Origin of the sequence: Pseudomonas sp. FSL L8-0168 (genome assembly GCF_037976155.1) — a bacterium.
GTDB lineage: Bacteria > Pseudomonadota > Gammaproteobacteria > Pseudomonadales > Pseudomonadaceae > Aquipseudomonas > Aquipseudomonas paracarnis.
In genome coordinates this window covers 5,571,016-5,584,455 of sequence record NZ_CP150262.1, presented here as the reverse complement: position 1 = coordinate 5,584,455, position 13,440 = coordinate 5,571,016, and the positions used below count along the sequence as shown (strand labels likewise).

The following is a 13,440-nucleotide window of genomic DNA, read 5'->3' as shown; positions in this document are numbered from 1 at the left end:
CCCGCCCAGTCCCTACAGAAAGTCAGGCCCCTACAGGTACTTTGGCTTATTGCGCCGTGTAGATCTGGTCGAACACGCCACCGTCATTGAAGAATTTCGGTTGGGCAGTTTTCCAGCCGCCGAAGTCTTTGTCGATAGTCACCAGGTCCAGTTTCGGGAACTGCTGGGCGTATTTGGCGGCGACTTTTTCATCCCGTGGACGGTAGAAGTTCTTCGCCGCAATCTCCTGGCCCGCCGGGCTGTACAGGTGGTTGAGGTACGCGGTGGCGATCTCGGTGTTGCCCTTTTTCTCGGCGTTCTTGTCCACAACGGCCACAGGCGGTTCCGCCAGGATCGACAGGGAAGGCACGACGATGTCGAACTTGTCGGCGCCGCCGTCTTCCTTCAAGGCCAGGAACGCCTCGTTTTCCCACGCCAGCAGCACGTCACCCTGGCCGTTGTTGACGAAGGTAATGGTAGAACCGCGCGCGCCGGTGTCCAGTATCGGCACGTGCTTGAACAGCTCTTTGACGTATTCCTGGGCCTTGGCTTCGCTGCCGCCAGCCTTGAGGCCGTAGGCCCAGGCGGCGAGGAAGTTCCAGCGTGCACCGCCGGAGGTTTTCGGGTTGGGCGTGATCACCGACACGTCTTTCTTGATCAGGTCGCCCCAGTCCTTGATGCCTTTGGGGTTGCCCTTGCGCACCAGGAACACGATGGTGGAGGTGTATGGGGTGCTGGCGTCCGGCAGGCGGGTCTGCCAGTTCTCCGGCAGGGTCTTGCCCAGCTTGGCGACTTCATCAATGTCACCGGCCAGGGCCAGGGTCACTACGTCGGCGCGCAGGCCGTCAATCACTGCGCGTGCTTGCTTGCCCGAGCCACCGTGGGACTGCTGGATCTTGACGTTGTCGCCGGGGTGGGACTGTTTCCAGAAGCTGGTGAACTCAGCGTTGTAATCCTGGTACAGCTCACGGGTGGGGTCGTACGAGACGTTGAGCAACTCGTAGTCCTTGGCAACGGCGGAACCGGCAAACACGGCACTGGCCAATGCGGCCAAGGCATAACGGCGAATCGACGACATAGAAGCTCCTGAAATTCTTGAGTGTTGGCTTTTCTTGTAATTGCGGGTCTATCGCCGTTCTTGCTCAGCTCGGTTTGTTACCGGGGTTCTGCAGACGGAATTTTTCCTTGCGTTCGATCTGTACCACTTGGGCGTTGTGTACGGTGATTTCCACCGCGCCAAACCGCAGGTCGCGCAGGGCGCTCTGGATTTCACGCAAAATGGCTGCTTCGTCCTGGCCGTCAACGCTACGTAGAGATGCGCTCATGGTCTCGCTCCTGAAAATGAGTAGTGCCTGGCAGTGGCGGCACTGCTTGCGGCGTGAGGGCGATAGTAGATAAGCGCGGATATTCTTAAAAATACTATTTAAGAATGTTTATATAACCAGAAAGAATTTTCTGATAGGGCATGGGGTTGCAAGGGTTTCCACAGAAAAAACGCTCATGCACAGTCGCCGCAGAACCCTGTGGGAGCTGGCTTGCCTGCGAAAGCGGTGGTGCAGTAACACATGCAGCGACTGACACACCGCCTTCGCGGGCAAGCCCGGCTCCCACATTGACCGCGTCAGTCCTGGCGGATCAGAGGTGCTCGGGTCCAGTCGATTTCATCAGCCGGCATGGGCCGTCCAAACCAATACCCCTGGCCCATGTCGCATTCCTGATCCAGTAGGAACCGCGCCTGTTCCACCTGCTCAATTCCTTCGGCGTGCACCTGCATGCCCATGCTTTTGGCCAGGGCGATCACCACGCGCACAATCGCCGCGTCGTCTTCGTCCCACGGCAAGCCCGCCACAAAGCCCTGGTCGATCTTGAGCTTCTGCACCGGCAGACGCTTGAGGCGCAGCAACGAGGAATAGCCGGTGCCAAAGTCGTCGATCGCCAGGCGCAGGCCCAGTTCGCGCAGGCGGTGCAGTTGCTCCAACGCGACTTCCGGGTCGTCCATCACGGCGCTCTCGGTGACTTCCAGCTCCAGGAAGGCCGGGTCCAGCCCAGTGGTGTGCAGCACTTGGGCCACTTGCTCATACAGCTCGCGCCGGGCAAACAGGCGGCTGGAGACATTGATTGCGATAAAGCTCAGCGGCGCGCCGTCGGCCAGCCATTGGCACATCTGGCGGCAGGCCTGGTCCATCACCCACGCATCGATGTCGGCAATCAACCCGGTGCGCTCGGCGATGGGGATGAACTCGCCCGGCGGTACCAGGCCGCGTTCCGGGTGCTGCCAGCGCACCAGTGCTTCAACGCCGACCAAACGGCTGTCGTGCAGGTCGTGCACCGGCTGGTAATACACGCGCAGCTCATGTTGGTCGAGGGCGCGACGCAGCTCGCCGGCGATTTCTACCCGGTGTTGGGCGTGGGCGGTCAGCTCTTCGGTATACAACGCGTAGCCTTCGCGCCCAGCACTCTTGGCCTTGAACAACGCGGAATCGGCGTTGCGCAGCAATTGCTCGGCGCTCAGGGCGTCACTGGGGAACAGGCTGATACCGATACTGGCGCTGATAAACAGCTGGTTGCCGTCAAAAATGAACGGATCCTTCATGGCGTTGAGCATGCGCTGCGCCAAGGCCGCCGCTTGCACCACCTGCGGGCAACTTTCTGCCAGCACGGCAAACTCGTCGCCCCCCAGGCGCGCCAGGGTAACCCCCGGCCCAAACAGGCCGCTGAGGCGTTCGGCCACCAACTTGAGCAATTGATCGCCAACGTTATGGCCCAGGCTGTCGTTGATGATCTTGAAGTGGTCCAGGTCCATCAACAGCAGGGCGCAGCCACGTTTATGCACCTGCGCGGAGGCCAGGGCCTGCTCGGCGCGATCGGTGAACAGCAGGCGGTTGGGCAGGTCGGTGAGCGGGTCGTGATGGGCCAGGTGCGCCAATTCGTGCTCGGAGTTCTTCATGGCGCTGATGTCCGAAAACACCGCCACGTAGTGGCTGACCTGGCCCTGGTCATCGTGAATCACGCGGATGGTTTGCCACTGGGGGTACACCTCGCCGCTTTTACGTCGATTCCAGATTTCGCCGCTCCACTCGCCGGTGCTTTGCAGGGCATGGAACATTTGCTGGTAGAAATGCGCCGAGTGGCGCCCGGACTTGAACAGGCTTGGCCGTTGGCCCATCACGTCGTCGCGCTGGTAGCCGGTGATCTCCATAAACGCGCGGTTGACGTGCACGATCAGCCCCTGGGTATCGGTGACCAGCACCCCTTCGCGGGTGCAATCGAACACCGCAGCGGCCTGACGCAGGCGCTCGCGGTTCTCTTTCAGCGGTTGTTGCAACGCATGGGCACGGGCAAAACGCCAGCCTATCCAGTAAATGAGCAAGGCGCTGAGGCTGACCCACACATAACCGCGCGCTTGCAGCCAGCGTCCCTGCTCCAAGGGTTCATCGATAAAGTTGATTAATAGGTAATGGCTGAGCTGGAGCCAAAGGATGGAAACCAGCAGGTACACCAACCCCGCACGTAGGGCACCTCGGTATGAAAACAGCATATGCTTAGTAATCCTTACTAAATAACCAGAATCGCCCTACAAAGGATCAGGATTATAGAGGAGGAAACACTTTGTAAGTCTTATCTGAAACGGTGACTGGTTTTATCTGCAAAGGAAGTGATAATGCGGGTGCTGTTTTTTTCTTTATCTGAGGGCCATACAGCCTATGTGGTACAACGGTTTTCTTGATCTGTCCGCCTGGCAACTGGTGGCAGTCACGCTGTTGATGACCCACGTGACCATTATTGGGGTCACTGTCTATCTGCACCGTTATTCGGCCCATCGCTCGCTCGAGCTCAATGCCGGCCTTAAACACTTCTTCCGCTTCTGGCTGTGGCTGACCACGGCGCAGAACACCCGCGAGTGGACCGCCATCCACCGCAAGCACCACGCCAAGTGCGAAACCGTCGATGACCCGCACAGCCCGGTGATCAAGGGCTTGTCCACCGTGCTGCGCAAAGGTGCCGAGCTGTACCGCGCCGAGGCGGAAAACCCCGAGACCCTGCGTATCTACGGCAAAAACTGCCCGGACGACTGGATCGAACGCAATCTCTACACGCGCTACCCGCTGTTGGGCGTGGCGCTCATGGGCGTGATCGACCTGCTGCTGTTCGGCACCATCGGTATCACTATCTGGGCGATCCAGATGATGTGGATCCCGTTCTGGGCCGCCGGCGTGATCAACGGCCTGGGGCATGCCGTGGGCTATCGCAACTTCGAATGCCGTGACGCCGCCACCAACCTGGTGCCGTGGGGCATCATCGTCGGCGGCGAAGAGCTGCACAACAACCACCACACCTACCCTAACTCGGCCAAGCTGTCGGTGAAGAAGTGGGAGTTCGACCTGGGCTGGGCCTGGATCAAGGTGTTCAGCTTCCTGCGCCTGGCCAAGGTGCAGCGTGTAGCGCCCATCGCCCACCGCGTCGAAGGCAAGGGCAGCCTGGACATGGACACCGCCATGGCGATCCTCAACAACCGCTTCCAGATCATGGCCCAATACCGCAAGTTGGTGATTGGCCCGCTGGTCAAGCAGGAGCTGGAGAAGGTCGATCATTCGGTACGCCACCAGTTCCACCGCGCCAAGCGCCTGCTGTCGCGGGAAACCAGCTTGCTGGAAGACCGCCATCACCTGCGCATCCAGAGCATGCTGGAACACAGCCATGCCCTGACCGTGATCTACGAAAAGCGCCTGGCGCTGCAGCAGATCTGGCTCAAGACCAGTTCCAACGGCCACGACATGCTGGCCGCGATCAAGGAATGGGTGCATGAAGCCGAGGCCAGTGGCATCCAATCCCTGCGCGATTTTGCCCACCAGTTGAAGACTTACTCGTTGCGTCCTACAGCAGCGTGAGGGCACCGTGGGAGGGTTCGCCCTCCCACGCACTGGCTTTTTGGCGTCATTTTCCGGGCACCGTCAATCCACGCCGTTCACGGAACTTCACCGCAATTCCCCTCTCTCAAAGAACACTTCGCCATCATGGTGACCCCTTGTAGTGACCGCTTTTGCACCTGCGGCGCGCCCAGAGAGAGTTGTACCGATGGTTCACGAAAAGCCCAGCCTGCCCGATGTGCCCACCGCAGAGCCGCCGCGCCCGGCCGCGGCGGCGACCCTGTTGGCGCTTATGCATGCTCAAGGTGAAGTCGAGCGGCTGAGTGAGCGTGAGCAACTGCTCAGTTCCCTGCTGGTCAGCGTGAACGCCGTGCTCTGGGCCATCGATTGGGAAACACGCCGCGTGCTGTATGTGAGCCCGGCCTACGAGCGCCTGTTTGGCCGCTCTGCCGGCCTGCTGCTGGCCGACCACCGTGAATGGCGCAACAGCGTTCACCCCGAAGACCTCGACTACGCCGAACACAGCCTGGCCCGCGTGCTGGAACAGGGCGCCGTGGAGGACCGCGAGTACCGCATCATCACCGCTGACGGGCAGATCCGCTGGTTGAGCGACAAGTGCTACATCAACCAGCAGGTGGTGCCCGGTGAAGCGATGATCGTGGTGGGCATCGCCGAAGACATCACCGAAAAGAAGCAACTTGAGCTGGAACTGCATCGCCTCGCCACCACCGACGTACTGACCCAAAGCAGCAACCGCCGACACTTCTTCGAACTCGCCAACCAGGCCTTCGACAATGCCTGCGCGCAGGGCACGCCGCTGGCGTTCCTGTTGCTGGACATCGATGATTTCAAAGACATCAACGACACCTATGGCCACCTGGAGGGCGACCAGGTGCTGCGGCGCATCGCCGAGAGCGGTCGCGGGGTATTGCGCCGTGGCGACCTGTTCGGGCGCGTTGGTGGCGAAGAATTTGCTGCTGTGCTGCCGGGTTGCCCACCGGAGATGGCCCTGCAGGTTGCCGAGCGGTTGGGCAAGGAAATCCAGGCATTGGTGTTCAGCTACGAAGGGCATGAATTCAATGTGACCGTCAGCCAAGGCCTGGCCGGCCTGCGCGAAGATGACTCCACCCTCGACAGCCTGTTTGCGCGAGCGGATGCGGCGATGTACGAGGCCAAGCGCCAGGGCAAGAACCGCGTTATCGCCGGTTAACACCGACCCACTGTGGGAGCTGGCTTGCCTGCGATGGCGTCTTGACTGACCCACCGCTATCGCAGGCAAGCCAGCTCCCACAGTGGGTCGGTGTGTGTTTCAGGTTTTGCGCACTCGGGTCAGTTCCGACAAGCCTACCTTGAGCAGCCGCGCGGTCTTGCTGCCTGCCAGTTCTTCCAGCCCTTCGTGCTCGGTCAGCCGCGCCATTTGCACCGCCAGGTTCACCACCAGGGCTTCGCGCGAATACACCCCGCCTTCAAGTGAATAGATCCCCGCGATCAACTGCCGCAACTCCAGCGGCAAGCGCCAACGTGTGCGCAATGCCGAACCGTAGGCGGCGCCAAAGGCGTCGAGGGATTCCCCTATGGCTTCGTCATCCAGGGCGCCGCCGCCCTGGCGCCAGTCTTCCAGGCAGCGCAACAAGGCCAGGTCGCCCAAGCGGTGCAGGATGCAGGCGCTGTAGCAACGCTCGTGATCGAGCTCTAGCATGCGCGCCAGGCGCCGGGCGTAGTCGGCGCTGTCCTGGGACAGTTGCCAGTGCCGCTCGGCGTAGGCCACCAGCCCAGGGTCGCCCAACACCACGTTGTGCTTGAGCGCCAGGCCCAGGATGAGATTCATGCTCTGGCCGGGCACCAACTTATGCAGGGCCTCTGACAGGGTCTGCACCGGCGTGCCGTGGTAGCCGGCGCTGTTGGCGGCGGCGATGAGTACGGCGGTGATTTGCGGGTCGCTGTGCACCTGGTCTTCCAACTGCTTGAGGTCCAGGCCTTCGGGGCCGAGGCTGTGTTGCACGGCGGCTTTCACATCCACGCGCAACGGCGCGCCATCGCAGACCTCGCGGCGCCGCTCAAGGAAGGCTGGCAAGGTCATGCCCGGCGCCAGCGGTGGGATTTCGCAGTACACGCTTTCGCCTTCGTTGAGCAGCAGGTCTTGCAGGCGCTGGGTCAGGCTTTCCATGTTCAGCGGGCGGGTCAGGTAGGCGGTGGGCGCCAAGGGCAAGGCTTCGCGCACGCTGGCACTGTCGTTGCGACTGCTCAGCAAGATAAACGGCAGCGAACGGCGTTTCTGGCGCACGCTGCGCAGCAGGCTCAGGCCATCCACGCCCGGCAGCTCCCAATCGGCCAAGATCAGGTCATAGGTTTTTTCGCCCAACAGCGTGGCGGCGTGTTGCCCATCGGCGCACACATCCAGCCGTGCGTCACAGCGCACATTCAACAGCACTTGCTTGAGCAGGTCCCGCGACCAAGGGTCTGCTTCGGCGATTAACACTCGGGGTACAGCGGGTAAATCAACAGCAGTCATCCAGCACGCTCCATCGGCAATGCTTGCACCTTAGACAATGCAGGCGCGTGCGTACAATGAAGCAGGCACAAAAAAACCGCCGAAGCGGTTTTTTTGTACGGGCTGTAACCTGTGGCGAGGGAGCTTGCTCCCGCTGGACTGCGCAGCAGTCCCAAATCAAAGAGCGGGGCCGCTTCGCGCCCCAGCGGGAGCAAGCTCCCTCGCCACAGTGACTAAGGTTGGTCAGAGTTCGGAGAAGCACTCTTCGATGATCGCCAAGCCCTTGTCCAACTGCTCGTCCGGCGAGGTCAGGGGCACCAGTACGCGCAATACGTTGCCGTAGGTACCGCAGGACAGCAGGATCAGGCCCTTGTCACGTGCCTTGGCCACCACGGAGGCAACGGCGGCAGCGTTTGGCTTGTGGGTGTCGCCGTCTTCGAACAGCTCGACCGCGATCATCGCGCCCAAGGCACGCACTTCGCCGATCACCGGGTACTTGGCCTGAATGGCCTTGAGGCCAGTCACCAGGCGCTCGCCCACGGCCTTGCAGCGGTCCAGCAGGTGCTCTTCTTCGAACACTTCCATCACGGCCAGGGCCGCGGCGCAGGCAATCGGGCTACCGGCATAGGTGCCGCCCAAGCCGCCTGGGGCGATGGCGTCCATGTACTCGGCCTTGCCGCACACACCGGCCAGCGGGAAGCCGCCCGCGATGGATTTGGCGAAGGTGGTCAGGTCGGCGGCAACGCCCATCTGTTCCATGGCGAAGAAGGTGCCGGTACGCCCGGCACCGGTTTGCACTTCGTCGGCGATCAGCAGGATGCCGTGCTTGTCGCACAGTTCGCGCAGGCGCTTCATGAAGGCTTTCGGCGCGACGTAGAAACCGCCCTCGCCCTGCACCGGCTCGATGATGATTGCAGCGATATCACGCGGCTCGGCGTCGTTCTTGAAGATACGCTCGATGCTGGCGATGGAGTCGTCGACGCTCACACCGTGCAGTTCGTTGGGGTACAGCGCACGGAACACACCGCCCGGCATCAGGCCCATGCCGGCCGAGTAAGGCACGACCTTACCGGTAAGGCCCAGGGTCATCATGGTGCGGCCGTGGTAAGCGCCGGTGAAGGCGATCACACCGGCACGGCCGGTGGCGGCGCGGGCGATTTTCACGGCGTTCTCCACGGCTTCGGAACCGGTGGTGACCAGCAGGGTTTTCTTGGCGAAATCACCTGGCACCTTGGCGGCGACTTTTTCGCACACTTCTACGTAGGGCTCGTAGGCCAATACCTGGAAGCAGGTGTGGGTCAGCTTGTTGAGCTGCTCGGTCACGGCCGCGATGATTTTCGGGTGCACGTGGCCGGTGTTCAGCACGGCGATACCGCCGGCGAAGTCGATGAACTCGCGACCTTCAACGTCGGTCACGGTGGCGTTCTTCGCGGAGTCAGCGAAGATCGGGTGAATCTGGCCAACACCGCGCGGTACAGCGGCTTCGCGGCGTTTCATCAGGGAAGCGTTGGTCTTGCTCATAAAGTCCTCATTCGCCGCTCATCGGGCGGCGTGGCTCAAGGATAGGTGGCGGGGAGGCAACTACGGCAGCATGCGATGATCGACTGCCACAGCTTTCCCGGCCACTGCGAATAACCATGTGAAACACGCAAAGGGGCAGCGCTCTCGTGCCCTCTGCGTTTGCTGCAATCCCGTGCCTTAGATGCCCAGGCAGAGGTATTTGATTTCCAGGTAGTCCTCGATCCCGTACTTGGAGCCTTCACGGCCCAGGCCCGATGCCTTGATGCCGCCGAACGGCGCCACTTCGTTGGAGATCAACCCGGTGTTGACGCCGACCATACCGTATTCCAGGGCCTCGGCCACACGGAACACCCGGCCCAGGTCGCGGGCGTAGAAGTAGGAGGCCAGGCCGAACTCGGTGTCGTTGGACATGGCGATCACTTCGGCTTCGTCTTTGAAGCGGAACAGTGGCGCCAGCGGGCCGAAGGTTTCTTCCTTGGCCACGGCGGCGTTTTTCGGCACGTCAACCAGGATGGTCGGTTCGAAGAAGTTGCCTTCCATCACCTTGCCACCGGCCAACAGCTTGGCGCCTTTGCTCAGGGCATCAGCGATATGTTCCTGCACCTTGGCCACGGCTTTTTCGTCGATCAGCGGGCCGGTGGTGGTGCCGTCTTCCAGGCCGTTACCGATCTTCAGTTTGGTCACCGCCACCTTGAGCTTTTCAGCGAAGGCGTCGTACACCGAATCCTGGATGTACAGGCGGTTGGCGCAGACGCAGGTCTGGCCGTTGTTGCGGTACTTGGAGATGATCGCGCCTTCGACGGCCTTATCCAGGTCGGCGTCGTCGAACACGATGAACGGTGCGTTACCGCCCAGCTCCAGGGAGACTTTCTTGATGTCCTTGGCGCATTCGGCCATCAGCTGGCGACCAATTTCGGTCGAGCCGGTGAAGGACAATTTACGCACGATCGGGTTGCTGGTCAGCTCGCCGCCGATGTCGCCAGCGCTGCCGGTGACTACGCTGAGCACGCCTTTGGGGATACCGGCGCGGTGCGCCAGCTCAACCAGGGCCAGGGCCGAGAAAGGGGTTTGCGAGGCGGGCTTGATCACCATGGTGCAACCGGCGGCCAAGGCCGGGCCGGCTTTGCGGGTAATCATCGCCGCAGGGAAGTTCCACGGGGTGATGGCTGCGGTCACGCCGATGGGCTGCTTGATCACGATCAGGCGCTTGTCGGGCTGGTGGCCGGGGATCACGTCGCCATAGATGCGCTTGGCTTCTTCAGCGAACCACTCGATAAACGAGGCGGCGTAGACGATTTCGCCCTTGGCTTCGGCCAGCGGCTTGCCTTGTTCGAGGGTCATCAGGCGGCCGAGGTCGTCCTGGTTTTCGATCAGCAGTTCGAACCAGCGGCGCAGCTTGTTGGCGCGCTCCTTGGCGGTGAGTGCACGCCAGGCTGGCAGGGCCTTGTCGGCGGCTTCGATGGCGCGGCGGGTTTCCGCGGCGCCCATCTTCGGCACGGTGCCGAGAATCTCGCCCGTGGCCGGGTTGTTGACCTTGATGGTTTGACCATTGTCCGCATCGACCCAAGCGCCATCGATAAAGGCTTGCTGGCGGAACAACTGGGTGTCTTTAAGCTGCATGTCGGCTTTCCTTAACAGCACCGCGCGCACGCGGAGCGAATTAGAGTTGTTGAAAGGCGCCTTGTGGGCTGCCGTCAGGGAAATCAGCCCCAGCGCGCAGAAGAAATGAAAGAGCGCACGGGAGACAGAGCGTTTGAAATCTCAAACGAATCCTAGGATCAATGGGGGTACAGGGCAATAGGATGTTCGAAAAAAAGAACGAATATGGCGCATCCGATTCATCTTTCGGATCAAACGCACACACGACAACAGCCCCGGAGCCTTGTGGGCGCCGGGGCTGTTGGGGGCCTTGCAGCTTAAGGTTGGAACGACTTGAGCACGGCCAGCAGGCTGGTCAAGTTGTCGGCCACGCCGCCCTGGGCGACTTTCTCGGTGGCGGCGGCGCCAGCGGTGGTGTCGACGCTGTAGATCTGCATCACGCCCTGGTTGGTAGCCGCCTGAGCCAGGGTGTTTTGTTGCTGTTGGGCCGAGACCGAGTTCTGGAACAGAATCGCCGTGGCCTGGCCCATGGATTGGTAAATAGTGCTCATGGCCATCGCGGGTGATTCGGCAACCACCTTGACGTTGGTCTGGGTGACGGCATCGGTGATTTGCGGGCTGACTGTACTCATGGTTGAAACTCCTGGGTTGAGAAAGAACAACATCCGTTATTGCTCAGTGCTTAAGGCTGGAACGACTTGAGCACGGTCAACAGGCTGGTGAGGTTATCCGACACGCCGCCCTGGGCGACTTTCTCGGTGGCCGCCGCACCTGCGGTGGTATCGACGCTGTAGATCTGCATCACGCCCTGGTTGGTGGCCGCCTGGGCCAGGGTGTTTTGCTGCTGCTGGGCCGACACCGCGTTCTGGAACAGAATCGCCGTGGCCTGCGCCATGGATTGATAGATAGTGCTCATCGCCATCGCAGGCGATTCGGCCACCACTTTGACGTTGGTCTGGGTGACCGCGTCGGTAATTTGCTCGTTGACTAATGGCATGATCAATTTCCTTATTTAGTACACGGTGCATTCCGTGTTCATCAATGAACGTTGCGAAACAGGCGCTGTGAAACCTGGTTTAGGGTTTCGCTGCGGGGCCCAGCGCCGCTTCAATCTGGGCGATCAACCCTTGGATCAGTGCCTGCACTTCCTTGCGTTGCGCGTCCTGGTCCGAGGCCGCGCCGTTCAGCATTTGGCGTAGCGCCGCTTCACGCTGCTGGGCAGCCGTCTTGAGCGCTTGTTCGTTGGCCTTCGATTGCTCAAGCACCTGGGTGGCACGCTTGAGGGTTTCGTCGACGATGGCCTGGGGCGTGCCGGCGAATACCTGCGGGTTGCGCAGCATCGCTTCGAGCCGCTGGCGGTCGTCGGTGGACAGGACCGAGGGTTGCATATCGAGCTCCTTAGGGGCTGCCTTGGCGGCGACACGCCCGCTAAAGCCGCACCTCAACGTTGTCCTGCCAGAAACCGGCAAAGTAAAAATGCGGCGACGAATCACAGAAGGTCGCCAACTCCGCAGGCGTTATGGCGCTGGGCTGGTTGGGAAAAATGGCCGGCGGAGGCGGCAGCAGATTCGCCTCGTTGTAGAGGTTGCCGACCTCATAGCAGTTGGCCGCGAACTGCGAACAAAAGGACCCGCTGCCGATGTCGATGGACTCGTTGATCCGCGTCACCAGGCTGGTATCGGAAGTCCAGCGCCGAAAGGCTGAAATCATCGCGTTCCACACGCTGTAGCGGCCCCGGATATCACCACCGATCTTGTCGAAGTAGAACTGCTTGGCAGCCACCGTCGCTGCCTCGCCCAGTTCGGTATCCACGCAGGAAAACACCATCGCCGAGCGTGGCGGTTTTTCCAGGCTCAGGTCGGTCAGGGCCAGGCCACTGCCGACACTTTCGATCACCAGGGTGTCGCTCACCGCAATCGCCGGGTGAACCACATTCAAGTAGGTCGTGTCCTGCGAGAACACCTTGGCCTTGACCAGTTGACCGGCTTTGATAAACGCCCGCGTTGCGCTGTCGTCATCTTGTTTGACAGAAAAAATAATATCTCCAGGCTGCATGATGTCGCTCCTCACTCAAGAAAAGTTGCTTTCAAGTTGCTGTTGCACCGCCCCAGCAGAACGCTGGAGCGCTGTGCTCGGTTCAGGCCGCTGGCGCGGCCCGGTTGGCCAGGGTGTCGGCGTACTTGGCGATGCTCTGGTCGATCTTGTCGATGGCCACGCTGGCGGCTTCGGCCTCCATCGCACCGGCAGCGGCAGCCACGGCGGCAGCGGCGCCCACCAGCAGGTCGGTGGCCAGGGCGCCCAAGGCATCTTCGGCAGCGGCCGGCAGGTTGTCCTTGACGATGTTCTCGGTCATTTGCTGGAGCAGCACGGCCTGGGCCGCCAGGGCGATCTTGCTGACCCCATCGAAGTACCCCGCCGCCGCTTGCGCCACCAGCCCGGCCGCCTGGCTGATCATCATGTCGGCCGGCACCGCGATCTGCGCCGGCGCATAGGCAAAGTTCTGCGCGTTGGTGAACTGCACCGCCTGCACGATCTGGCTATTGAGCGCCGCCGTGCTGTCGGATGACGGCGTGCTCACCTGGTTGAGCAGGTGCTCGTTCATGCGCGCCATGATTGAGCGCGAGGCCGGTGCAGCGGGTGCCGGCGCAGGTGGATCGGCGGCGGGCGTTGCTTGGGAGGCGGCGGTTTTCTTTCTGCTGAACCACGACATAATCGATCTCCCGAGGGCTCAGCCCTTCTCGCCAATCTGCATGATCAGCGCCACGGCCTTGGAGATCACCGCGTTGGAAATCTGGTTCATCGCCTGCTGGCTGTTGACCGCGTTCTGCAACGACAGGCCCGCCGCGCTGCTGGCCACCTGGTACAGCGACGCGATGGCCTGGGCCGGCGCCTCGGCCACCACCTTGACGTTGGTTTGAGTGACCGCGTCGGTGATCTGGCTGTTGACCTCTGTCATACATCTCTCCTTGATGGCATTCACCC

General features: G+C 61.4%; 14 protein-coding genes. 2 read left to right on the top strand and 12 right to left on the bottom strand.

Annotated elements, in window-relative coordinates; genetic code table 11:
• Window positions 1–46: 46 nt before the first annotated feature.
• The 3 genes from MHH62_RS25625 to dibA form a co-directional block, all read right to left on the bottom strand.
• Entirely contained in the window at window positions 47–1,057 is a 1,011-nt protein-coding gene (locus tag MHH62_RS25625; protein ID WP_014716420.1) for a sulfate ABC transporter substrate-binding protein, read from the bottom strand.
• Window positions 1,058–1,121: 64 nt separating this feature from the next.
• Window positions 1,122–1,304 (bottom strand): sulfur starvation response protein OscA, encoded by a 183-nt coding sequence (gene oscA / locus MHH62_RS25620; protein ID WP_003170956.1) that lies wholly within the window; start codon window positions 1,302–1,304, stop codon window positions 1,122–1,124.
• Between the two features lie 296 nt (window positions 1,305–1,600).
• On the bottom strand, window positions 1,601–3,517 hold the full coding sequence (gene dibA / locus MHH62_RS25615) for a phosphodiesterase DibA (protein ID WP_019819917.1): 1,917 nt from the start codon (window positions 3,515–3,517) through the stop codon (window positions 1,601–1,603).
• Between the two features lie 166 nt (window positions 3,518–3,683).
• Here dibA and desA point away from each other — a divergent pair, with 166 nt between their 5' ends.
• Together desA and MHH62_RS25605 are read left to right on the top strand one after the other, a co-directional pair.
• Window positions 3,684–4,868 carry a delta-9 fatty acid desaturase DesA gene (gene desA, locus MHH62_RS25610; RefSeq protein ID WP_003187559.1) on the top strand — a complete coding sequence of 395 codons (1,185 nt, stop codon included), beginning with the start codon at window positions 3,684–3,686 and terminating at the stop codon, window positions 4,866–4,868.
• A gap of 187 nt (window positions 4,869–5,055) precedes the next feature.
• Entirely contained in the window at window positions 5,056–6,057 is a 1,002-nt protein-coding gene (locus MHH62_RS25605) for a sensor domain-containing diguanylate cyclase (RefSeq protein ID WP_014716418.1), read from the top strand.
• 99 nt (window positions 6,058–6,156) lie between these two features.
• Here the strand turns inward: MHH62_RS25605 and MHH62_RS25600 are convergent, their stop codons facing one another.
• From MHH62_RS25600 to MHH62_RS25560, 9 genes are all read right to left on the bottom strand, one after another.
• The gene (locus MHH62_RS25600) at window positions 6,157–7,359 is read right to left on the bottom strand and encodes an HDOD domain-containing protein (protein WP_058410244.1); all 1,203 of its coding nucleotides are present in this window, start codon (window positions 7,357–7,359) and stop codon (window positions 6,157–6,159) included.
• 222 nt (window positions 7,360–7,581) lie between these two features.
• Entirely contained in the window at window positions 7,582–8,859 is a 1,278-nt protein-coding gene (gene gabT / locus MHH62_RS25595; protein ID WP_014716416.1) for a 4-aminobutyrate--2-oxoglutarate transaminase, read from the bottom strand.
• 177 nt (window positions 8,860–9,036) lie between these two features.
• Complete coding sequence (gabD, locus tag MHH62_RS25590; protein WP_003187552.1) at window positions 9,037–10,479, bottom strand: NADP-dependent succinate-semialdehyde dehydrogenase; 1,443 nt, start codon at window positions 10,477–10,479, stop codon at window positions 9,037–9,039.
• 296 nt (window positions 10,480–10,775) lie between these two features.
• Window positions 10,776–11,090 carry a RebB family R body protein gene (locus tag MHH62_RS25585; RefSeq protein WP_003187551.1) on the bottom strand — a complete coding sequence of 105 codons (315 nt, stop codon included), beginning with the start codon at window positions 11,088–11,090 and terminating at the stop codon, window positions 10,776–10,778.
• A gap of 50 nt (window positions 11,091–11,140) precedes the next feature.
• Complete coding sequence (locus MHH62_RS25580) at window positions 11,141–11,455, bottom strand: RebB family R body protein (protein ID WP_003187550.1); 315 nt, start codon at window positions 11,453–11,455, stop codon at window positions 11,141–11,143.
• A 79-nt stretch (window positions 11,456–11,534) separates the two neighbouring features.
• The gene (locus MHH62_RS25575) at window positions 11,535–11,846 is read right to left on the bottom strand and encodes a hypothetical protein (RefSeq protein WP_014716415.1); all 312 of its coding nucleotides are present in this window, start codon (window positions 11,844–11,846) and stop codon (window positions 11,535–11,537) included.
• A 40-nt stretch (window positions 11,847–11,886) separates the two neighbouring features.
• A complete protein-coding gene (locus tag MHH62_RS25570) occupies window positions 11,887–12,513 on the bottom strand; it encodes a hypothetical protein (protein WP_014716414.1) in 627 nt (208 codons plus the stop codon).
• Window positions 12,514–12,595: 82 nt separating this feature from the next.
• Window positions 12,596–13,168, bottom strand: a complete 573-nt coding sequence (locus tag MHH62_RS25565) for a hypothetical protein (RefSeq protein WP_339232118.1) — start codon at window positions 13,166–13,168, stop codon at window positions 12,596–12,598.
• Window positions 13,169–13,186: 18 nt separating this feature from the next.
• Complete coding sequence (locus MHH62_RS25560) at window positions 13,187–13,414, bottom strand: RebB family R body protein (RefSeq protein ID WP_003187543.1); 228 nt, start codon at window positions 13,412–13,414, stop codon at window positions 13,187–13,189.
• Window positions 13,415–13,440: the final 26 nt, after the last annotated feature.